This is a genomic window from Ignavigranum ruoffiae (genome assembly GCF_023195815.2).
Lineage (GTDB): Bacteria > Bacillota > Bacilli > Lactobacillales > Aerococcaceae > Ignavigranum > Ignavigranum ruoffiae.
This window is the reverse complement of sequence record NZ_CP096206.2, coordinates 1186063-1208353: the sequence shown is the minus strand read 5'-3', so window position 1 is coordinate 1208353 and position 22291 is coordinate 1186063. Positions and strand designations below refer to the sequence as shown.

Genomic DNA, 22291 nt, shown 5'->3' with positions numbered 1-22291 from the left:
GAACTCTATGTATTATTTTGATAATAGCGCCACCACCCAACCCTTAGAGGAAGTCTTGACGACTTATCAAAAGGTGGCTGAAAGATATTTCGCCAATCCTTCCAGTGCCCATCGTTTAGGTGAAGAGGCCAAGGCTTTATTAAATCAAGCCCGGCAACAAATTGCGGATATTTTGGCTTTTAAGGAAGATGAGATTTACTTCACTGCTTCGGGAAGTGAGGCCAATAATTGGTTCTTAAGAGCGGTAGTGCCGGCTTTGAAAGAGCGCCGTTCGAAGAATCAAGCCAAAGTCTTAATATCGGCGATAGAACACCCTTCGATGTTGAGACAACTGGATATCTTATCGAATTTTGCTTGTCAATTCGAACTCATTCCAGTCGATGACCAAGGCCAAATTGATTTAATCGCTTTGGAAGAGGCTTTGAAAGACGAGCATGTACTAGCGGTGTCGACAATGGCAGTCAATAATGAAGTAGGTAGTCGACAGCCTTTAACCAAGATTGGTCAAATATTGAATAAATATCCACAAATCATCTGGCATGTTGATGCAGTTCAAGCCGTAACAGCTTGCCTGAATGATTTACACCATCCAAGAATTGATTGCTTGTCTTTATCCAGTCATAAATTCTATGCTGTTCGTGGGGTAGGTATCTTTGCTAAGAGACAACGGGTGGCCTCTCAACCGATGATTTATGGAGGTGGCCAAGAAAGATCACTGCGTTCTGGTACCGAGAATTTAGCGGGGATTGTAGCTACGGCTAAAGCTTTGCGCTTGGCGGCAGAACGGCAACATCAAACGCAAGCAAAGTTGAGCAACTTTCGCCAACAAATAATTGAACAATTCGAAACGTGTGGCTGGCACGTTTTTGCTAAAGAGCAAGCTAGTCCGCATATCATCTGTGCGGCTCTGCCACCGATTCCTGGTGAAGTGCTTCTCCATGCCTTTGAACAGGCTGATATATTTATTTCAACAACCAGTGCCTGTTCCAGTCGCCAACACCGAGCCCACGCCAGTTTAACGGCAATGGGAGTACCGGCTGAGATTTCGAATTCCGCTGTTCGACTGAGTATGTCACAATATACCACTGAAGACGAACTGAACTATGTACTTGGCCAAATACCTAAGATTAGTCAAGCATTCCAAGCCTAGAAAGGATGTCCTATGAAACGTATTGTTGTTCACTATGGAGAGCTCTCAACAAAGGGACGAAATCGCAAGTTGTTCCAACAGAGACTGGCCGACCATATTCGCTATCAGACCAAAGACTTAATAGGCCCGATCAAAATCAAACCTTGGTATGACTTTATGCATATTGAGTGGGAAGAAGAAAGCTATCAAACCATGATTGAGATTTTGAAGAAGATTCCTGGCATTACTCGCTTTGAACCCTCATATCAGGTTGCCAAAGATATAGAAGCAATTAAAGACCAAGCTCGCCAGCTTTTCCAAGCCTTGAATCTCAAAGAGGGGGATTCTTTTAAAGTAGTGGCCAAGCGATCTGATAAGACCTTTGCTTATGATAGCTATGATATTCAGCGGATTGTTGGTGGAGATTTAGATGATCATTTTGCAGAACTCAATGTTTCTTTGAATCATCCCGACTATGTTTTGACGGTCTCCATTCATCAGGGCGATTATGCCTATTTAAGTCTAGATTCTTATCAAGGGGTGCAAGGATTGCCTTATGGATCTAGTGGCAAAGGAATGTTGATGTTATCAGGCGGTTTTGACTCGCCGATTGCGGGCTACTTGATGATCCGACGGGGGATGGAACTTGAGATGGTTCATTTCTCCAGTCCACCTTATACCAGTCCCCAAGCTTTAGAGAAAGCTAAGAAATTAACGGCCCAGTTAAGTAAATATGCCATGCCGATTACTTTCCATGCGGTTCCTTTTGCTCGGATTCAAGAGGCTATCCGTGATCAGGTCCATGAGAATGAATCCATGACGGTCATGCGACGGATCATGTTGAGAATTACTGAAGCATTGATGCATCAACAAAAAGGTCAGGCCATCATTAATGGGGAGTCCTTAGGTCAAGTGGCTTCGCAAACCTTAACCAGTATGCAGGTGATTAATGAAGTGACTTCCACACCGATCTTAAGACCGCTGATTGCAACCGATAAGAATGATATCATTAAATTAGCCGAAGAAATCGGCACTTATGACTTGTCCAATCAACCTTACGAGGATTGTTGTACAGTCTTTGCGCCTCGTTCTCCTCATACCAAGCCCAAATTAGCAGTCATCGAAGACCAAGAAGCTAAGTTAGATTTGGAATCTTTAATTGAAGAGGCTTTGGCCAATGTCCAAACCACAGTGATTGATCCAGCATACCTCTTAAAAGAACAGCAAGAATTTTCTGACCTGCTTTAATATAATTAAAATCAGATATATTGCAAAACGACTTAGATTATCTGATAATTAAGTTATGAAGAAGGAAAGGATGATTTGAATGCAAGTAACTTTTAAAGGGAAACCCATTGAAATTCAAGGAAATCCAGTTCAAGTAGGAGAACAAATTCCAGACGTACAAATGAAGAATGGACAAGGCGAATTAGTTAGCCTACATGATTTGCTAAAAGGTAAAGTCACTGTATTAAGTGTCGTTCCAGATGTATTAACTCGTACCTGCGAATTGCAGACGAAACATTTTCAAGATGCGACGAAAGATAAAGGGTATCAATTTATCACAGCTAGTCGAAATTCGGTTGATGAATTTAACCAATGGAATCGCGATAATCAATTGAATGTGGCTAGTTTATCTGATACCAATCAAGAATTCGGTCAAGCCATGGGGATTGAAATTGATTTAGGTGGCAAAACTGTCTTAACGCGATCAGTCTTTGTCGTCGACCCTGAATTACATATTGTTTATGCTCAATATGTCCCTGAAATTGCGGAAGAACCCGACTATGAACCGGTCCTTACGGTGGCCGACCAAATTAAAGAATAATTACTCAAGCTGGCTTAAAAAGGCCAGCTTTTTTGTGCCTTGATTCATTTACCCAAATTGTTAGCAGATTCAGCCACCTTGACTTATAATTAAACTAAGTCATATTAGGAGGTAGATTATGGAGATTCAGCAGAAGATTAAAGCATTGAGCCAGGATTTTGAAAGTTTCTATCTGTATGATGAAGCAGGAATTATTCAGGCTGCCAATCAGTTACAGGTCACTTTTCCTGAAATTTCTTTCTTGTACTCAATGAAATGTAACGCCAATATGGATGTCAATCAGACCATATTCCGGCAGGGATATGGAGCCGATGCGGCCAGTTTACAAGAAGTATATCGGGCACAAAGATTAGGGTTAAAGCCCGATCAGATTTATTATTCAGCTCCGGGTAAATCTGACAATGAAATTATCGCTGCTCTGGACAAGTCAATGATTATTGCTGATAGTTTAGGCGAGGTTCGCCGGATTGAGCAGATTGCCCTAGATTTAGAACAGGAAGTAAAGATTGGCGTACGGATTAACCCGGCCTTCTCATTTGAGGGTGGGCCTGGGACAGCATCGAAATTTGGGATTGATGAAGATCAATTTATTGATTTTGCTCAGAATGAGAGATTAAATCAAGTCGAGATTGTGGGTCTGCATATCCATTTGCGTAGCCAAGAACTGCAAGCTGAAGTGCTATTAACTTATTATCAGAATTTATTTAAATTAGCTCGGCGCATTCAAGAACACACGGGAATGGATTTGACCTATTTAAATATGGGATCAGGCATCGGCATTCCTTATAGTAGTCAAGATTCAAGACTTGATTTAGATCAATTAAAACAAGGACTTCAGCCAGCCATGAAGGACTTTAAAAAGGACTTTCCTGATGTCAACCTAATTATCGAAGTGGGACGTTATCTAGTAGGGAACCATGGTTATTATGCCAGTCGGGTAATGGATCGTAAGTTATCTCAGGGTCAGACCTTTCTGATTTTAAAGAATACGTTGAATGGTTTCATTCGGCCTTCACTAGCCCAGCTTGTCGATAAATACAGCCAAGATGAACAACCGATGGCCAGTGAACCCCTATATACCAAAATCGATGCCTTTGATTTTATTCCTTTAGGCGATTCAAGAACCAAAGAACGAGTTAATCTGGTCGGTAATTTGTGCACCGGAACCGATCTGATTGCCGAGCAGATTGAGCTAGAACGTTTGGAAATCGGTGATGTATTAATGATTACCAATGCCGGCGCCTATGCTCAAGTGTTATCCCCTCATCAATTCTCATCACAAGAGCGTCCGGTCGAAATTCTGCTGCGCGAGAATGGCAATATTGTTATTAATTAGGGTGAATTACGTCTGATGGATTCAAAGCCTTAATATAGATTGAAAGGAGGGTGGGAGAATGATGAAAAAACATAAATTCTTAAAGGGTCTAGGGCTTATTATGGTCATGGTGGCCGTATTTATCTCAGCCAATACAAAAGTTTCAGGTCAAACTATATCTGCAGACTCACTAGAACAACCGCTGACCTTTATCAGTCACGTAGTGACTCGGCCCAGTGAAATCTATCTAGATCCTCAAGCGAATGAAATTATCTTTCGGAGCCAAGATGATGAAATTAGCCAAGGATTAGTAAGTATCCAGGCACAAAATGAACAAGAAATTAAATTAAAATCAGCTTATTGTTCGCGGGTTAAAGTGATTAAGGTAAGTCAACAAATCGAATGGAATCCAACTGAAGATAGTAACTTCCCTGAAGCCCAGGCCTTTCTCTTTAAGTCACGTGAAGATCGTCTTTCCATCGCTATCCGCTTAGATCCTGAAACGGACATCTACACCGAATATATATTAAAATAATTAATCAAAGCCAATCCGAACCAGCACTAAAGTCTAATCGGATTGGCTATCATTTTGTCTGATTATTCTTCATAAGAAGGGGTTTGGTTTTTAAAGTCCTTGGGGATTTCAAAATTAAGATCTTGGTTGTGTTTTATTTGATCAAAAGAGACAGACAATTCTTCTTGGTCCGATGTGTTCTCAAGTGTATTTTGACCATGTATGGTGATGGAATTAAAGCTATGAGTTTCCTTGTCAACTAGGAAATGGATCTGAATATTGGCTTCATTGATCAGACGAGCATAATCTTCGACTTCATCCTTAGATAATAGTAGATCCTCTGGATCCATTCCTTGAGATGTAGCTTCTTTGTATAAGGCTTGATAGATGGCCCACCATTGATCTGGTGTATAGTTAAGTTTCCATGAAATTTGATAATCTTGGTCTGTCTGACCCATAGTGAAATTCTTAATCAGTTCGGGATCTCTAGCTAAAGCGACCATCCGTTGACCTTGCTGGGCAATATAGGGAAACCATTCTTCTTCCAACATCTGAACAAAGTCCGTGAACTCGATATCTTGGCCGATATAGGATTCAATCCAAGGATCAGCGTTTACTTCGGGATCTAAATAAGTGTAGCGTAAACCGAATTTATTTTGAATGAAAAACGCTTCTGCAAAAGCATTCTCCTCGATTCCTAAATCTTTGATGGGTGAGATCTTTAATTTGGCTTTGAGGGCAAAATCGGGTTGTACTTGCAATTCCAAAGGAAGTTGAGCTTCGAAACTTTCCTCGAGATTCTCGGTACCTTCTTTAGTGAAAGATAAGTTCATTTGAAATTGAATATTTTCTAAATCTTGATAACTTTCTAGCGTCTTTTCCAGAATATCGGCTAAATCGGGGTCACTTTCTTGAGCTTGGACTGAGGGAATCATTATAAAGATAAGTAGCAAGCATAGGAAATACTTTCTAAGCTGATCAATCATAGCCTTCCTCCCAAATATTTTTTATTTTCTTAATCATAAGCGAAAGGGCTAAGATGAGCAATGAATATGATTGGTATTGTTAAGTTGAGTCTTGCTTTTAGAAATTTAGCGATATAAGCTATAAGTAAGAAAAATCAGAGAAATTTGTAAACCAAGATGAGGAGTAAAACATGAATAAACTTTCCTATCAAACTTTAACAGCTGATCAACCTTATCAGCTCGTTGATATACGTCAAGCCAGTCAATTTCGTCAAGCCTTTGTTCCAGGTTCCATCAATTTGACCCTGAATAATTTTAGTAATTATGCTGAAGGGGTTCTAAATAGAGATGAGGCGATTATTTGGATCATTGACCAAACAGATTCCAGTTTAATCCAAACCATTGAAGATATTTCTGAAGGTTATTCATCCATAGGTTTTATTGAGTTTGCTGCTTTCCCGTCTGACATGCTCCAGAGCGTAGCTTCCATCCCTGCCGAAGATTTCTTAGCAATCAATCACACCGCTTATCAATTAATCGATGTCCGTCAACAGGCTGAAATAACTCGGCCAGCGCCAAAGAAAAATTTACTTTCGATTCCACTAGCCCAGCTAAAATCACAAATTAATCAATTAAATCATGAAGATAAGCAATATTTGCTCTGTGGTTCAGGAAACCGAGCGACTACAGCGGCCTCTTTATTAGCGCGGGCAGGAATGCAACCGGTTGTGATTGAAGGCGGAATGAAAGCAGTACAAGCCTGTCAAAGTATCCAAGCCACCATCAGCGAAGATTAAGCTATCTTCTTTAAAGTTATCCAGCTTTTAGAATCGGTGGCTAGAATCTTAAAGCCAAACTGCTTGGCGATATAGGTAAATGTAGGTAGAGCATAGAAGATGACATGACTGGGGTCATGCATATACCACCATTGTTCAAAATCCTTTCGTTCTTGAGGGGCAAAGTGAGTACACAGGCATAATATCCCCTTGGGGCTTAGAAGTCGGTGGAGCTGTCTAAATTCAGAAGCGGGCAGGTGAAAATGCTCTGCAACTTCAATGCAGCTAATCAGTTGATAAGCTTGATCCTGGAGTAAGCTAGTATCCGTAGCAAAATAAGGATCAAAATTAACCACCTTTTGCTGATAGTATTTATCCATCACTTGAGCTAATACTGGCTGGGGCCCCGATCCATAATCTAGTCCGAGGCTATCTCGACCTAGAGAAAAGAAGGGCGAGATGGCCTGATCGATGATACTGACGAAATATTGCTGATAGCCTGGATTGTCGAGCGCGTTTTGATGGAGTAGGTAACGATGACGTTCAGCTTGTTGGCTAAGAAATTCCTTTGGATCACGACAAATAGCCCGACAATGCGGGCAGGACCAGAAATGACCAAAAGGGTTCTGGTTAAATAATTGACAGGCATGCTGGCAGAGTAAACATTTCAATTTAGATTTCTCCTCGAAGGGTCAGCGGGGGCATGACTTCCTTATGGATGTCTTGCATTTTACGTTCAATTTGATTTAATTGCTCAGAGCAATCTAGGAGTTTACTCAGGTTATCATCTGAAAGGGTATGTTTATGCTTCGCTTTGTATTTTAATTCATGTTCAAGACTGGCCCACATATCCATGGCGACTGTTCGGAATTGGATTTCTACGGGAACTTGTAAGGCGCCACGGGAAAGATAGACTGGAATAGTAACAATTACATGGAGACTGCGATAGCCAGAGGCTTTGGGCTCTTTGATATAATCTTCACGCTGGATAATCTGCACGTCGTTCTGGCTTAGTAGTAATCGCTCCATGGTATATAAATCTTCCAAATAATTACAGATGACCCGAACACCCGCAATATCATGAATATGATTCTGAGCGTCCTGCAAAGTAATAGGAAGGTTTAAACGATCCATCTTTTCAATCAGACTGTCTAAAGATTTTAAACGTTTCTCAATATGATGAATGGGATTATGTTCATAGGTAACCTTGAACTCTTGATCCAAGTTGAGAAATTTGGTATGAATCTCATTAAGCGCGGCTGAATAAATTTGGCGGAATTGTGCGAGATCGCGAATGTTTTCGGCAAATTTTTTAGCGGCAATCTGAGTTTCTTCGGCTTGACTTGTCATAATGACCTCCATTTATCTATTCTAAGTCATTATACTAGACCCATGTCCGATAAAAAAGTGCAAACGGTTTAATTTTGATATAATGTCATTAAGGAGATGATTGAATGTCGGAGCAAATTGAGGCCTTAACCGATGCCTTGAAGCAAAGTCAACGGATTGTTTTTTTCGGCGGCGCCGGTGTTTCTACGGAAAGTGGCATTCCCGATTTTCGTTCGGCGGATGGTATCTTTATGCAAGAAACGGGAAACCAGTATCGTCCAGAACAAATTATTTCGCATAGTTTCTTTAAGCACTTTCCAGCAGTTTATTTTGATTTTCATTTTGATAAATTGGTCTATCCTTTAGCTCAACCTAATCTGGCCCACACTTTTCTAGTAGAATTAGAAAAAATGGGCAAGGATGTCAGTGTCGTTACTCAGAATATTGACGGCTTACATCAACTGGCTGGCTCTAGTAAGGTCTATGAACTTCACGGAAGTGTCTATGACAATTATTGTTTAACTTGTGGTAGACATTATTTAGTCGATCAACTGCAAAGAGATGAAGCGGGGATACCACGTTGTCCCGAAGATGGCGGTATTGTTCGGCCCAATATTGTAATGTATGAAGAGCCTTTAGACCAGCAGACCATTATGCAAGCGATTGATGCGATTCGTTCAGCTGATCTGTTAATTGTAGCTGGGACGTCTTTAGTAGTGTATCCGGCAGCGAGTTTTATTAATTACTTTCAAGGAGATCAGATGGTGATTATTAATAAATCGCCTCTACAAGTCACTTATCCTGGTGCTTTAGTCTTTGAAGATAGTATTTCCCATGTTTTTAGTCAGGTGGAATTATGATTCCCGACTGGTTCAATCGGGACACACCAACGACTGAACTGGCCCAGAACTTGATAGGCTGTCTGCTGGTTCATGAGTCAGACGAAGGAAGGTGTTCGGGTTGGATTGTGGAAACCGAAGCCTATCTAGGCTTTGAGGATCAAGCCAGTCATAGTTATCAAAGAAAGCAAACTCCGCGACTGTCAGCCCTCTATCAAGGTTTGGGCGTCTTTTATTTGTATCAAATGCGGGGGCATATTCTAATCAATGTGGTGTCTGGCTATCCGGGACAAGGAACTGGCGTTATGATTCGGGCACTTGAACCCTATCAAGGTCGGGATTTAATGGCTCAACGACGAGGAAAGTCGGGAATATTGATAAGCAATGGGCCAGCAAAATTAAGTCAAGCCTTAGGGATTAATATGTCCTATTATGGTCAGTCGGTTCAAGGTCCGGGTTTACGCATCGATTTCTCACAACGATTATCTTATGCCAAGCTGGGAGTTGGCCCTCGCATAGGCATCCCTAACAAAGGGGAGTGGACTCACAAACCCTTGCGTTATTATATAGAAGGTCATCCTTATTTAAGTAAATGATGACCTAGAAAGAAAATCCTGTTGATCAGATTTATAAAATTTACAGAGGATTGCTGGGACAACTTGCTATCCCGGCTTTTATTTGATAGAATTTTGTCGAATATGAAGCGATGAAAAGAGAAGTAGCTAGAACTCTAAGAGAGAAGGTCATTGGCTGAAAGCCTTCAACTCTAGCGAAAGTAGCTTGGAGCTTGATCAGTGAAAGCAGAGTAGTTGATCACGGAGAAGTTCGTTAAGACTTAGAGAGTGAATAGTTTATACTATTTAATTTAGGTGGTACCACGGAAAATTTCGTCCTAAGCAATTGCTTAGGATTTTTTATTTAGAAAGGAATTGGTCATTATGAAAGAAATGTCAACAAAATATGAGCCCCAGTTGGTTGAAAAAGGTAGGTATCAGACATGGTTGGACCAAGGTGTCTTTAAGCCGAGTCAAGATCCAGATGCTGAACCTTATTCAATTGTTATTCCACCTCCAAATGTAACCGGGAAATTACATCTAGGTCATGCTTGGGACGTGACTCTGCAAGATATGATCATCCGTCAGAAACGCATGCAAGGCTATGATACCTTGTGGTTGCCTGGGATGGATCATGCGGGTATTGCCACCCAAGCTAAGGTTGAAGAGAAATTACGGGTGGAAGAAGGAATCAGCCGTCACGAATTAGGACGTGAAGCCTTTCTGTATCAAGTTTGGCAATGGAAAGAAGACTATGCCCAGACAATCCGTCAACAATGGGCCAAGATGGGAATTTCAGTCGATTATGATCGGGAACGATTTACTCTCGATGAAGGCTTAAACAAAGCGGTTAACAAGGTCTTTGTTGACCTCTATGAGAAAGGTCTCATCTATCGGGGTGAATACATTATTAATTGGGATCCCGTTGCTCAGACCGCTCTGTCGGATATCGAGGTCATCCATAAAGACGATCCAGGAGCCTTCTATCATATCGCTTACCCAGTAGTGGGCTCCGATGAGCGGGTAGAGATCGCGACGACCCGTCCTGAAACCATGTTAGGCGATACAGCAATTGCAGTTCATCCAAGTGATGTTCGTTACCAACATTTAATTGGAAAGAAAGTAATTCTTCCTTTAGTTAATCGTGAAATTCCAGTGATTGCGGATCCATATGTTGATATGGAATTTGGAACGGGTGTGGTTAAGATCACCCCGGCCCATGATCCAAATGACTTTGAAGTGGGGAACCGTCACAATCTTCCCCGGATTAATGTGATGGATAAGTCAGCAACCATTAATGAAAATGGGGGTAAATATGCTGGTTTAGATCGTTTCCAAGCTCGTAAGGCAATCGTTAAAGATTTACAAGCAGCTGGATACCTGATAAAAATCGAAGAGATGGTTCACTCCGTGGGGCACTCTGAACGGTCTGATGCTGTCGTTGAACCTTATCTTTCCACCCAATGGTTTGTAAAGATGGGACCATTGGCGAAAGCAGCCATTGAAAATCAAGCGACCGACAAGGCCGTGAAATTCTACCCAGCTCGCTTTAATCAAACTTTCTTAACTTGGATGGAGAATATCCACGATTGGGTGATCTCGCGCCAACTTTGGTGGGGACATCAGATTCCGGCTTGGTATCATAAAGAGAGCGGTCAAGTCTATGTGGGTCTAGAAGCTCCGGCTGATGAAGAGAATTGGCAACGAGATCCCGATGTCTTAGATACTTGGTTTTCATCTGCTTTATGGCCTTTTACCACGATGGGCTGGCCAGAGAAGACGGAAGACTACCAACGTTATTTCCCGACCAATGCCTTAGTGACTGGCTACGATATCTTAACGTTCTGGGTATCACGGATGATCTTTCAGTCATTAGAGTTTACCGGTGAAAGACCTTTTGAGAATGTCTTACTTCATGGTTTGATTCGCGCTGAAGATGGGCGGAAGATGTCCAAATCTCTAGGTAATGGCATCGATCCAATGGATGTTATCGACCAATATGGAGTTGATGCTTTGCGTTGGTTCTTAGCTAATGGCTCAACCCCAGGCCAAGATGTTCGCTACTCCGAAGAGAAAATGGCTGCCGCTTGGAATTTTATTAATAAGATCTGGAATGCCAGTCGCTATGTGTTAATGAATGTGGATGGCATGACCCTGGATCAAATAAATATTGGTTCAGATCTGACCTTAGCTGACCAGTGGATTCTATCACGCTTACAAGAGACCATCGATCAAGTGACGCGTCTCTTCAATCAATTTGAATTTGGTGAAGCAGGTCGAATTCTCTATCACTTTATCTGGAATGATTATTGTGACTGGTATATTGAAATGACTAAGGAAAGCTTACAACAAGATAAAGACAATCAAAGTACTCAGTCAATCTTGGTCTATGTCTTGGATCAGTTCCAACGTTTATTGCATCCGGTGATGCCATTTGTCAGCGAAGAAATCTGGCAACAAATCGCTGAAGAAGGTCAATCGATTGTGGTGGCAGAATACCCAACGGTTAATGATAACTATCGCAATCCTCAAGCGGAAGCCGCCATGGAAGTCTTAATCGATGTGATTAAAGCTGTTCGGACTATCCGTAATGAAATGAACACGGGAATGGCCAAGGCGGTCGATCTCTACTTAGAAGTGACGAATCCACAGATTGAAACCATGCTCAAAGAAAATGCAGCTTATTTGGAACGCTTCTGTCATCCAGGTAGCTTGCAGATAGGTCAAAACCTAGAAACACCAGAACAAGTCGTGACCCAAACGACGCCTCATGTTAAAGTGATGATGCCTCTGTTGGGCTTAATTAAAGTAGAAGATGAAATTAAACGTTTAGAGAATGAAGCAGATAAGTTGGCTCAAGAAGTCCAACGTGTAGAAAAGAAATTAAGCAATCATAATTTTGTTAGCAAAGCCCCCGCAGACATTGTCAACCAAGAAAAAGAAAAAGGCGCCAGCTACCAGAAACAATTGCAGACTGTTCGTAATCAAATTGAACAATTAAAACAATTATAGAATAACTTTACAATGTCGGCTCAATTCTGAGAACCGTTTTGTAATAAAGGAGTCCTTCGATGAAATTTCAAACGATTGAACAGGCTTTAGCCTGGATGAATGATCAACATAAATCGGCTGAAGCAATCTCGGTAGAGAAAGTTGGCCATGCCCTCAACTACCTAGGAAACCCCCATCAAGGGTTACCCGTTATCCATATCACAGGAACCAATGGTAAAGGATCGACCACTGCCTTCTTAAGAGATTTATTACAAAGTCAGGGGTTGAAAGTGGCCACTTATACTTCGCCTCATATCATGAAATTTAATGAACGCATCTCTTATAACGGACAGAATATTTCAGATGAAGAATTAGTTGAGGTCCTAAATAAAATGGTCGAAGTCAATGAATATATGGCCAGTACTCCTTTTGGTCGATTAGTGTTCTTTGAATTGTATACGGTGATGGCAGCCTATTACTTTGCCAAGAAACAGCCAGATGTTTGTCTGATTGAAGTGGGAATTGGTGGTTATACAGATGCAACCATTCATTTTGACGGCCAGCTAGCGGTAATCACGACCATTGGCTTAGATCATGCTGATAAATTCGGAGATAAGATTGAGAATGTCGCTTATGAGAAAGCTGGCATTATTAAAGACCATGCTCAAGTAGTAACGGGGCGAATTGCACCAGACTTGTTGCAAATTATTAAGCAAAAGGTCAAAAAAGAAGAAGCAGTGCTCTCGGCCTTTGATCACGATTACCAGATTGAAAAACTTGAGAATGTCCAAGAATTGGGCAGTCGTTTTACCTGGGCTAATGATTCTTACCGAGAGAACTTTCATATTCAAATGCTAGGGTATCATCAAGTCGATAATGCAGCCGTTGCTCTCCAGGCTTTTAGTCTGTGGATGGATCAGATTCAAGGTCAGAACATTGATTGGATAGCAGCAAGCCATCGTCTCGAAACGACTCAATGGCTGGCCAGAATGGAGAAAGTCCATCAAAATCCACTGGTTTACATCGATGGCGCCCATAATACAGCAGGTTTGAATGCTTTGCGCCAAACAATGGATGAGTATTTTGCCGATTACGATTACACGATCATTTATGCAGGTCTTTCGACTAAGAATCAGGCTGAGCAGTTACCTTTGTTAATTAATTTCCCGGCTCGGGATATTTTCTTAACCGAATTTGGTCATGAAAAAGCCATGACTGCCCAAGACTATCAAGAAATAGAACAGCATGAGCTGGATACTTTCCCTAAGTTGGTTGATTGGCAAGCCTATTTGTCAGACTATTTAGGGCGACCGGCTGAAGCTAAGCATCTTTTACTCTTAACCGGTTCTTTATATTTTGTTTCTGATGCGCGAGAATTTATTGTAAATCAGAATCGTTAAGCGGATTTCTCCTCCCATTCTCTTATCTAAGATAGGATGGGAGGAGAAATTATGAATTCTAAGATTGCTTCACTGCCAACTAATGGACAACCTCGCGAACGACTACTAAATTATGGCGAGAAAGCCCTGGCTGATTATGAATTGTTGGCAATTCTATTAAGAACGGGAACTAAACAATGTAATGTTCTGGATTTAGCGACTCAGATTCTCTGTCATTTTGAGACGGGGGCGAGTTTACAGCAAGCCTCGATTGATGAATTACAAGCAGTGAAGGGCGTCGGCCCAATTAAGGCGATTGAAATTAAAGCGGCGATTGAATTCGGTTATCGGATGAGTATGGCCACCCAACCCAAGCTGGGGACCATGATGTCAACTGAAATCGCAGGGCAATGGTTAGTCAAAGAGATGGCCCAACTTCATCAAGAGCATCTATTGACTCTTTTTTTGAATTCCAAGAATGAAATCATTAAGAAGAAAACCATCTTTATGGGCACTGTCAACTCCAGTGTGGCTCATCCACGCGAAATATTTAAAGAAGCGGTGAAGTTTCCCACTGCTCGTATCATCATTGCCCATAACCACCCCTCCGGCGATGTTGAACCCTCGCAAGCTGATTTAGATTTTACCCGACGCTTGATTGTCTGTGGTGAAATCATGGGAATTGAAATCTTGGATCATATTATTATTGGCCAAGAACGCTATTTGAGTTTGCGAGAAGAAACAAATATTTTTGAATAATAGGGCTTTAACTTGTATTTTGTCAGATTTATGCTAATATAAACTTATGTTTTTGTAATCAGGTAGGACATTTTGTTTAGAGTGATCTGTAACATTCTTTTCGTACCGGGACAGAAATAAATTTTTGGTATGGGGAGGTATGTTACATGGCAGAAGGAAAAGTTAAATGGTTTAACGCTGATAAAGGTTTTGGCTTTATTGAACGCGATGGTGAAGAAGATGTATTTGTACATTTTTCTGCAATTCAAAGCGAAGGCTTCAAAACTTTAGAAGAAGGACAAGCTGTTTCTTTTGATATTGAAGAAGGCCAACGTGGCCCACAAGCAGCTAATGTTGTGAAAATGTAATGATTAAAAATTGATGCGACAGGCTTGATAGCTTGTCGTATTTTTTGTTGTATCTTTTATATTTTTTAGCTCATAAGGGACAGAAAAGGAACTATTTTGGGCTCTTTGTCAAAGACTGTTGGTGAAACTATGGAAGGCGATTGAAGTGATTCAATCGTCTTATTTATTTTAGAAAGCCAAAGCTGAGCGTGATGAAAATATATTGCCTTTAGCAAAATTTCACCTACCCCTTCCTCTCAATGAATGTTGTAAATTTCGCAAAATAATTTTTGAAAATTTAGAAATCAAAGCTTTTAAATGTTGATTGTCGTGGATTTATTTCCTATAATGAGTTCAAGTTGTCATTATTTATGTCTAAAAATTGAAGAAGAGGGTAGAATATGAGAAAAGAAAGATTTGAGTCATTTAGGTTGACTCGTTTTAAGATGCGTAAAATTGGAAATAGGTGGATAAGAATCGGGTTAACCCGTCTTGGTTTTTTAAATATTGAATCTGTAGATACCTCAGATGAAGCCGTCGATGAAAATCATCACATCGTCAAGAACGCTCTAAAAGGCGCTCTCTCTTTTGGTGCTTTATCTGGAGGTATTTTTTTAGATAATAATTTAACCTATGCACAAGAAGTTGATCAAGAATTCTTAGCTGAAGAAACTTCAGTGGCGATCTCTCAACCGAGTTTGACCGAAACTACGAGTCAAAGTCAAGAATTGACCACCGTTGAAAGTACTGAGAACCTTGAGTCTACTTCTGCTTCTATTAGTCAAGAACTCAGCGAACAAGCTTTATCAAATTCTATCTCTGAATCAGAATCAACCTTAATTTCTGAATCAATGAGTGAATCTGAGTCCCTGAGTTTGTCTGAGTCAATCTCGGAAAGTCAGTCTGAACAATTAAGTTTATCTTTATCGACAGAAACGAGCGAATCGATCAGTAGTTCTGAATCTATATCACAAAGCTTGAAAAATTCGATGAGTGAGACTAGCCAGGATTTGAATACAACTGAAACGGTAAGCCCTCAGTCTACTTTAAGTACTGAAACAGCTCATGAAGTCATTCCAACAACGACAGAAAATGATTTAAATTCTATTGCAATTGATAATGGTTTAGTTTCGGAAAAGGTTATTGCGGACCTTCCTGTCTTAGATACTGATCCAGCAACCGGGAATTTGGTTATTAACTATAATGACGGTACCAGTGAGACTGTCCCTGATTCAGGTGTTGTCTTGGTCAATCCCAATGATTTAAGTGACGCTCAATTAAAATCGTTAGGAATTAACCCAAATGAAATTTCTGATACTATGTTGTTTGCGATGGCAGTCACTGAGCCTATGGCAGCAACAGGGTCAACCCTCGAATCTTCAACCATCCCCCAACTGAGTGGCGTGGTTTATAATGCTTCAGGAATCCGCTATATGGGATTGGAAGAACCAGCCAGAGGATCTGGGACTAGCAATACAATTACCATGACTTTGACCTCATTTTTCGATACATTCGCCGCTACAACACCAAATACGAATTATAGTACTCTGGCAGGTAAATATGTTGTAGAATTTGCTGATCAAGATTTTTTCAGTAATATTGCGAGTTTAAGTTTCAGAAATGATGGGACAGGCACAGCTAAGTACTTCCAAACTTTTGAAGGTGGAAAATACTGGTCATTAGATTTAGCTAGCATGCAATTAGGACCATTAGGTTCTGTTCAGAATGACACGATTACAATCACTTTGAAAAATGGGGCGACACTAGATAGCCTAGGCTTAACTGGCAACTACGGTTTGCAATCATTCTTAGTGAATACGAACAATCAACTGATGATGACGAGTTATGACAACTCATATATTTCGAGCACTACCGCTGTGACCGATGCAGCTAGTTTCGCAAGTAAATTTACCAATGGGCGGATGACCAACAAAGTAAACTTAGTCCCACAAGATCAAGCGGGTATCTCAAATTCCTATAAGGGGACGGCTGTTCCTACTGTATTGGACGGTACCTCAATTAAATCGACCCATATCTTTAAACCTGATGAGAACTTCTTGGAATCAGATTATAACTGGGTTTTAAATATTCATGAATTAATTCCAACCGAGTTAATTCCATTTATTGATTTAGATCGGGTTTATTTATATAATTCTGATTACTCAGGAAATATTGGTCCAGTTAATACCACTAGTTACCCGACCAATCCAATCAAGTTAGTAGTCGGTTCAGATGGAGTGGTGGATACTGCTAACACACCAGCGATTAGTATTTTAAATAATCAAACTACTACTCAGCTGAAATCAGCACGAAACACTTTAAATGATAATGTATTTTGGGGAACATTAGGTCAAACACGGGCTTATACTATTCAATATACGTTGAAAGATGAATACAATGATGCGGCTGGTTTGATGGCTATCTCCGATTTGTTAGCTAATAAAGCGGATATGACCTTTGAGTCTTGGATAACGGCAGATTATTTAGATTCAAAAAATAATGTCAATGATGGTAAGGCATTAGCGGGTTCATATGCCAATGCTTTCTTATACCAATCTGACTTGGATAATGATGGAATCCCTGACAAGTTAGAATCTGCTTATGGAACGGATGTTAATAATCCAGATACTGACGGTGACGGAGTAGGAGATGGGGTCGAAGTATTAGGCTTACCAGAAGCAGGCGTTTCTAAAACAAATCCTTTAGATGGTAAAGACTATATTCCAGGAACACCGACTACAAGCACGAATATGATTGATACTACTAAAGCTACGACGGTTCCAATTACTATTGATAAGTTTGAATCATCTATTACTGATTCGACGACAGGAATCAGCACGCCAATTAATGTAACCAATACGAACACGGCTGGAATTATTGTGGATTTAGTATCCTTTGATCCATTAACTGGGAAGTATGATATGAATAAGGTTTATGGAACGACTACCTTACCAGGTCTTCCTCAAAAGGCGGCAGATGGTAGCACTTATTATATTGTCGATGGTTCAAGCAATATTTCGATTGCAGCCAATAAAATCCCAACGACAGAGAAGTTTGTAGCTTTGGTTGCTCGTAGTTCTAATGGTCTCAATCCAACCCTGGGTACTATTATTGAGTTGGGACAACAGGATTCATTATCATTGAATACTTCAGCATCAATATCTGCATCGACTTCAGATTCCTTGTCTGCATCACAATCTGTGCAATCTGATCGCTTATCACAATCTTTGAGTGATTCAGTCGCTTCACAAAATTCTCTATCTGTTTCAGTAAGTCAAAGTGAGAGCGCCAAATTTGTAAGTACTTTAAATAGCCAAGCTTCAAGCTTGACAGCTAAAGATTCAACCTCTATATCACAAGATCTTAGCAATTTTAATGCGACCAGTGCGAGTGCTTCGATGAGTGAATCGAATCGACTATCGGATAGTACTAAACTCAGTGAATCTGCCAGAAGTAGTTTATCTGTATCAGCCAGTCAATCTAAGATGAGTTCTTTAAGTGTTTCTCAATCAACGCTAGATTCATTAAATACTAGTTTCTCGCAAAGTCAATCACTACGGAGTCAAAGTAATGCATCGATGATTGCTTCGGCCTCTACTTCTTATTCACAATCCGTTTCTACCTCAGCCAGTCTTAGTGGGATTGCCAATTCTACCTCAAGAGCTTCTGTAAGTACGTCTTTATCGACGTCTGCTTCAACAGCTTCATTGAGTGTAAGTAGATCACAGTCCACATCTCAATCTGTATTGAATAGCCAAAATTCTTTACTGTCTCAAAGTGTATCTCAATCGACGAGTATGAGTCTGGCAGTTGTCATAGCTCAATCCACAGCTGCAGCACAAGCATTATCAAATTCTTTATTACTTAATTCGCAAGAGAGTGACTCGCTATCAACAAGTACTAGTATTTCAATCAGTAATTTAAATTCCTATTCCATTAGATATTCTGAATCTTTAAGTGATTCAATCAGCGTTTCAGCATCAGAATCACTTTCAACTAGCATTTCGAAATCTAATAGCATAGTTGCTTCTGAATCGCTAAGTACCTCAGTATCCGACTCTGAATCGTTGAGCACGTCCATCTCAGATTCTGAATCAGTAAGTACCTCAGTATCTGCCTCTGAATCCTTGAGTACGTCCATCTCAGATTCCGAATCAGTAAGTACTTCAGTATCCGATTCTGAATCCTTAAGTACCTCAATTTCCGATTCTGAATCGTTGAGTACGTCAATTTCTGACTCAAACTCATTAAGTACTTCAATTTCGGATTCAAACTCATTAAGTACTTCAATTTCGGATTCAAACTCATTAAGTACGTCAATCTCAGATTCTGAATCTGAAAGCACATCTGTGTCCGACTCTGAGTCCTTAAGTACGTCGATCTCAGATTCCGAATCAGTAAGTACGTCAGTATCCGATTCTGAATCCTTAAGTAACTCAATTTCCGATTCTGAATCGTTGAGTACGTCAATTTCAGACTCAAACTCATTAAGTACTTCAATTTCGGATTCAAATTCATTAAGTACGTCAATCTCAGATTCTGAATCTGAAAGCACATCTGTGTCCGACTCTGAGTCCTTAAGTACGTCGATCTCAGATTCCGAATCTGTGAGTACGTCAGTATCCGATTCTGAATCAGTAAGTGCCTCAGTATCCGACTCTGAATCGTTGAGTACGTCAATTTCTGACTCCGAATCAATAAGTACCTCTGTATCCGATTCAGAATCATTAAGTACCTCAATTTCTGATTCTGAATCGTTGAGTACGTCAATTTCTGATTCTGAATCGTTGAGTACGTCAATTTCTGATTCTGAATCGTTGAGTACGTCAATTTCTGATTCTGAATCGTTGAGTACGTCCATCTCAGACTCTGAGTCCTTAAGTACCTCAATCTCAGATTCTGAATCCTTAAGTACCTCAATCTCAGATTCTGAATCCTTAAGTACGTCAGTGTCTGCCTCTGAATCATTAAGTACTTCAGTATCCGATTCTGAATCGTTGAGCACGTCAATTTCTGACTCTGAATCATTAAGTACTTCAGTATCCGACTCTGAATCAGTAAGTACCTCAGTATCCGACTCTGAATCGTTGAGTACGTCCATCTCAGATTCTGAATCAGTAAGTACTTCAGTGTCCGACTCTGAATCGTTGAGTACGTCCATCTCAGATTCTGAATCAGTAAGTACTTCAGTGTCCGACTCTGAATCGTTGAGTACGTCCATCTCCGATTCTGAATCAGTAAGTACCTCAGTATCCGACTCTGAATCGTTGAGTACGTCCATCTCAGATTCTGAATCGTTGAGTACGTCTATCTCAGACTCTGAATCAGTAAGTACCTCAGTATCCGATTCTGAATCGTTGAGTACATCGATTTCCGACTCTGAATCGTTGAGTACGTCCATCTCAGACTCTGAGTCCTTAAGTACCTCAATCTCAGATTCTGAGTCCTTAAGTACCTCAATCTCAGATTCTGAATCCTTAAGTACGTCAGTGTCTGCCTCTGAATCATTAAGTACTTCAGTATCCGATTCTGAATCGTTGAGCACGTCAATTTCTGACTCTGAATCATTAAGTACTTCAGTATCCGACTCTGAATCAGTAAGTACCTCAGTATCCGACTCTGAATCGTTGAGTACGTCCATCTCAGATTCTGAATCAGTAAGTACTTCAGTGTCCGACTCTGAATCGTTGAGTACGTCCATCTCCGATTCTGAATCAGTAAGTACCTCAGTATCCGACTCTGAATCGTTGAGTACGTCCATCTCAGATTCTGAATCAGTAAGTAATTCAGTGTCCGATTCCGAATCGTTGAGTACCTCAGTTTCTGATTCTGAGTCCTTAAGTACGCAAGTGTCCGATTCTGAATCGTTGAGTACGTCCATCTCAGATTCTGAATCAGTAAGTACCTCAGTATCCGACTCTGAATCGTTGAGTACGTCCATCTCAGATTCTGAATCAGTAAGTAATTCAGTGTCCGATTCCGAATCGTTGAGTACCTCAGTTTCTGACTCTGAATCATTAAGTACTTCAGTATCCGACTCTGAATCATTAAGTACCTCAGTATCTGACTCTGAATCATTAAGTACTTCAGTATCTGATTCTGAATCGTTGAGTACGTCCATCTCCGACTCTGAATCATTAAGTACCTCAGTATCTGACTCTGAATCAGTAAGTACTTCAGTGTCCGCCTCTGAATCGTTAAGTACGTCAATATCCGATTCCGAATCAGTAAGTACATCAATCTCAGACTCAGAATCCTTGAGCACTTCAATATCGGATTCCGAATCATTGAGTACATCAATCTCAGATTCTGAATCATTAAGTACTTCAGTATCCGATTCTGAATCATTAAGTACCTCAGTATCTGACTCTGAATCAATAAGTACCTCAGTATCTAGCTCTGAATCATTAAGTACTTCAGTATCCGACTCTGAATCGTTGAGTACGTCAATTTCTGACTCTGAATCATTAAGTACCTCAGTATCGGATTCTGAATCGTTGAGCACATCGATTTCCGACTCTGAATCATTAAGTACCTCAGTATCGGATTCTGAATCGTTGAGCACATCGATTTCCGACTCTGAATCAGTAAGTACTTCAGTGTCCGACTCTGAATCGTTGAGTACGTCCATCTCAGATTCTGAATCATTAAGTACTTCAGTGTCCGACTCTGAATCGTTAAGTACGTCAATTTCCGACTCTGAATCATTAAGTACCTCAGTATCGGATTCTGAATCGTTGAGCACATCGATTTCCGACTCTGAATCGTTAAGTACTTCAGTATCCGACTCTGAATCATTAAGTACTTCAGTGTCCGCCTCTGAATCCTTGAGTACATCGATCTCCGACTCTGAATCATTAAGTACTTCAGTGTCCGACTCTGAATCGTTAAGTACGTCAATCTCTTATTCGACATCAACGAGCTTGTCAGAATCAGCCAGCACCTCACTATCTAATAGTGTAGTTGTCTCTGAATCAGCGAGCACCTCATTATCTAATAGTGTAGTTGCGTCTGAGTCAGCGAGCACTTCACTATCTAACAGTGTAGTCGCATCTGAGTCAGCGAGCACCTCATTATCTAATAGTGTAGTTGCGTCTGAGTCAGCTAGCACTTCACTATCTAACAGTGTAGTCGCATCTGAGTCAGCGAGCACCTCATTATCAAACAGTGTCGTAGCTTCTGAATCAGCTAGCACTTCACTATCTAACAGTGTAGTCGCATCTGAGTCAGCGAGCACCTCATTATCAAACAGTGTCGTAGCGTCTGAATCAGCTAGCACATCACTATCTAATAGTGTTGTCGCCTCTGAATCACTAAGTATCTCATTATCCAATAGTGTGGTGGCTTCAGAATACTTAAGTACTTCGATTGAAAATTCTGAATCGTTAAGCACATCAATCTCAGCTTCGACATCAACGAGCCTATCAGACTCAGCGAGCATTTCACTATCCAATAGTGTAGTCGCATCTGAGTCAGTGAGCACCTCATTATCAAACAGTGTCGTAGCTTCTGAATCAGCCAGCACCTCATTGTCTAATAGCGTGATAGCCTCCGAGTCAGCGAGCATCTCTGAATCAAACAGCTTGA

The 22291-nt window shown here is 40.7% G+C and carries 17 protein-coding genes, 1 pseudogene and 1 other annotated feature; of the genes and pseudogenes, 13 read left to right on the top strand and 5 right to left on the bottom strand.

The window, feature by feature from the left end; translation table 11 throughout:
• Positions 1 to 7: 7 nt before the first annotated feature.
• The 5 genes from M0R79_RS05740 to M0R79_RS05720 all read left to right on the top strand — a co-directional run bounded on the left by M0R79_RS05740 (position 8) and on the right by M0R79_RS05720 (position 4807).
• Entirely contained in the window at positions 8 to 1150 is a 1143-nt protein-coding gene (locus M0R79_RS05740; protein WP_092571920.1) for a cysteine desulfurase family protein, read from the top strand.
• A 12-nt stretch (positions 1151 to 1162) separates the two neighbouring features.
• The gene (thiI, locus tag M0R79_RS05735) at positions 1163 to 2377 is read left to right on the top strand and encodes a tRNA uracil 4-sulfurtransferase ThiI (RefSeq protein WP_248416037.1); all 1215 of its coding nucleotides are present in this window, start codon (positions 1163 to 1165) and stop codon (positions 2375 to 2377) included.
• Between the two features lie 79 nt (positions 2378 to 2456).
• Positions 2457 to 2957 carry a redoxin family protein gene (locus tag M0R79_RS05730; protein ID WP_092571922.1) on the top strand — a complete coding sequence of 167 codons (501 nt, stop codon included), beginning with the start codon at positions 2457 to 2459 and terminating at the stop codon, positions 2955 to 2957.
• Between the two features lie 118 nt (positions 2958 to 3075).
• Positions 3076 to 4293: a diaminopimelate decarboxylase family protein gene (locus M0R79_RS05725; RefSeq protein WP_248416038.1), complete on the top strand. Its 1218-nt coding sequence runs from the start codon at positions 3076 to 3078 to the stop codon at positions 4291 to 4293.
• Between the two features lie 58 nt (positions 4294 to 4351).
• Positions 4352 to 4807: a hypothetical protein gene (locus M0R79_RS05720; RefSeq protein WP_248416039.1), complete on the top strand. Its 456-nt coding sequence runs from the start codon at positions 4352 to 4354 to the stop codon at positions 4805 to 4807.
• Positions 4808 to 4869: 62 nt separating this feature from the next.
• Here M0R79_RS05720 and M0R79_RS05715 read toward each other — a convergent pair whose 3' ends face one another.
• Complete coding sequence (locus tag M0R79_RS05715; protein WP_248416040.1) at positions 4870 to 5772, bottom strand: hypothetical protein; 903 nt, start codon at positions 5770 to 5772, stop codon at positions 4870 to 4872.
• Between the two features lie 170 nt (positions 5773 to 5942).
• On the opposite strand from M0R79_RS05715, the gene M0R79_RS05710 reads away from it, so the two are divergent.
• Positions 5943 to 6548, top strand: coding sequence for a rhodanese-like domain-containing protein (locus tag M0R79_RS05710; protein ID WP_092571926.1), 606 nt, complete (start codon positions 5943 to 5945; stop codon positions 6546 to 6548).
• Here M0R79_RS05710 and M0R79_RS05705 read toward each other — a convergent pair.
• Both M0R79_RS05705 and M0R79_RS05700 read right to left on the bottom strand, forming a co-directional pair.
• The gene (locus tag M0R79_RS05705) at positions 6545 to 7198 is read right to left on the bottom strand and encodes a class I SAM-dependent methyltransferase (RefSeq protein WP_248416041.1); all 654 of its coding nucleotides are present in this window, start codon (positions 7196 to 7198) and stop codon (positions 6545 to 6547) included. The genes M0R79_RS05710 and M0R79_RS05705 overlap by 4 nt on opposite strands.
• Before the next feature lies 1 nt (position 7199).
• Complete coding sequence (locus M0R79_RS05700; protein ID WP_159428869.1) at positions 7200 to 7877, bottom strand: GTP pyrophosphokinase; 678 nt, start codon at positions 7875 to 7877, stop codon at positions 7200 to 7202.
• A 104-nt stretch (positions 7878 to 7981) separates the two neighbouring features.
• On the opposite strand from M0R79_RS05700, the gene M0R79_RS05695 reads away from it, so the two are divergent.
• From M0R79_RS05695 to M0R79_RS09355, 7 genes and pseudogenes are all read left to right on the top strand, one after another.
• Positions 7982 to 8716, top strand: a complete 735-nt coding sequence (locus M0R79_RS05695) for an NAD-dependent protein deacylase (protein ID WP_248416042.1) — start codon at positions 7982 to 7984, stop codon at positions 8714 to 8716.
• Positions 8713 to 9291 carry a DNA-3-methyladenine glycosylase gene (locus tag M0R79_RS05690; protein ID WP_092571930.1) on the top strand — a complete coding sequence of 193 codons (579 nt, stop codon included), beginning with the start codon at positions 8713 to 8715 and terminating at the stop codon, positions 9289 to 9291. Before M0R79_RS05695 ends, M0R79_RS05690 begins: the two co-directional genes overlap by 4 nt.
• Before the next feature lie 101 nt (positions 9292 to 9392).
• Positions 9393 to 9593 (top strand) — a binding site (T-box leader).
• 40 nt (positions 9594 to 9633) lie between these two features.
• Entirely contained in the window at positions 9634 to 12261 is a 2628-nt protein-coding gene (locus M0R79_RS05685; protein WP_248416043.1) for a valine--tRNA ligase, read from the top strand.
• Between the two features lie 59 nt (positions 12262 to 12320).
• Entirely contained in the window at positions 12321 to 13640 is a 1320-nt protein-coding gene (locus M0R79_RS05680) for a bifunctional folylpolyglutamate synthase/dihydrofolate synthase (protein ID WP_248416044.1), read from the top strand.
• 51 nt (positions 13641 to 13691) lie between these two features.
• Positions 13692 to 14378 (top strand): RadC family protein, encoded by a 687-nt coding sequence (gene radC / locus M0R79_RS05675; RefSeq protein WP_248416045.1) that lies wholly within the window; start codon positions 13692 to 13694, stop codon positions 14376 to 14378.
• 146 nt (positions 14379 to 14524) lie between these two features.
• Positions 14525 to 14725, top strand: a complete 201-nt coding sequence (locus tag M0R79_RS05670; protein ID WP_092571934.1) for a cold-shock protein — start codon at positions 14525 to 14527, stop codon at positions 14723 to 14725.
• Between the two features lie 380 nt (positions 14726 to 15105).
• Positions 15106 to 15237, top strand: a pseudogene (locus M0R79_RS09355) (KxYKxGKxW signal peptide domain-containing protein); the annotation flags it as partial.
• A gap of 3395 nt (positions 15238 to 18632) precedes the next feature.
• Here M0R79_RS09355 and M0R79_RS05665 read toward each other — a convergent pair.
• A complete protein-coding gene (locus tag M0R79_RS05665) occupies positions 18633 to 21449 on the bottom strand; it encodes a hypothetical protein (RefSeq protein WP_248416046.1) in 2817 nt (938 codons plus the stop codon).
• 159 nt (positions 21450 to 21608) lie between these two features.
• Complete coding sequence (locus tag M0R79_RS05660) at positions 21609 to 22271, bottom strand: MSCRAMM family adhesin SdrC (protein ID WP_248416047.1); 663 nt, start codon at positions 22269 to 22271, stop codon at positions 21609 to 21611.
• Positions 22272 to 22291 lie beyond the last annotated feature (20 nt).

Coding starts and splice junctions, on each gene's coding strand:
- M0R79_RS05740 (WP_092571920.1), top strand. CDS start 8: ATGTATTATTTTGATAATAGCGCCACCACCCAACCCTTAGAGGAAGTC.
- thiI (WP_248416037.1), top strand. CDS start 1,163: ATGAAACGTATTGTTGTTCACTATGGAGAGCTCTCAACAAAGGGACGA.
- M0R79_RS05730 (WP_092571922.1), top strand. CDS start 2,457: ATGCAAGTAACTTTTAAAGGGAAACCCATTGAAATTCAAGGAAATCCA.
- M0R79_RS05725 (WP_248416038.1), top strand. CDS start 3,076: ATGGAGATTCAGCAGAAGATTAAAGCATTGAGCCAGGATTTTGAAAGT.
- M0R79_RS05720 (WP_248416039.1), top strand. CDS start 4,352: ATGATGAAAAAACATAAATTCTTAAAGGGTCTAGGGCTTATTATGGTC.
- M0R79_RS05715 (WP_248416040.1), bottom strand. CDS start 5,772: ATGATTGATCAGCTTAGAAAGTATTTCCTATGCTTGCTACTTATCTTT.
- M0R79_RS05710 (WP_092571926.1), top strand. CDS start 5,943: ATGAATAAACTTTCCTATCAAACTTTAACAGCTGATCAACCTTATCAG.
- M0R79_RS05700 (WP_159428869.1), bottom strand. CDS start 7,877: ATGACAAGTCAAGCCGAAGAAACTCAGATTGCCGCTAAAAAATTTGCC.
- M0R79_RS05695 (WP_248416042.1), top strand. CDS start 7,982: ATGTCGGAGCAAATTGAGGCCTTAACCGATGCCTTGAAGCAAAGTCAA.
- M0R79_RS05690 (WP_092571930.1), top strand. CDS start 8,713: ATGATTCCCGACTGGTTCAATCGGGACACACCAACGACTGAACTGGCC.
- M0R79_RS05685 (WP_248416043.1), top strand. CDS start 9,634: ATGAAAGAAATGTCAACAAAATATGAGCCCCAGTTGGTTGAAAAAGGT.
- M0R79_RS05680 (WP_248416044.1), top strand. CDS start 12,321: ATGAAATTTCAAACGATTGAACAGGCTTTAGCCTGGATGAATGATCAA.
- radC (WP_248416045.1), top strand. CDS start 13,692: ATGAATTCTAAGATTGCTTCACTGCCAACTAATGGACAACCTCGCGAA.
- M0R79_RS05670 (WP_092571934.1), top strand. CDS start 14,525: ATGGCAGAAGGAAAAGTTAAATGGTTTAACGCTGATAAAGGTTTTGGC.
- M0R79_RS05660 (WP_248416047.1), bottom strand. CDS start 22,271: ATGCTCGCTGACTCGGAGGCTATCACGCTATTAGACAATGAGGTGCTG.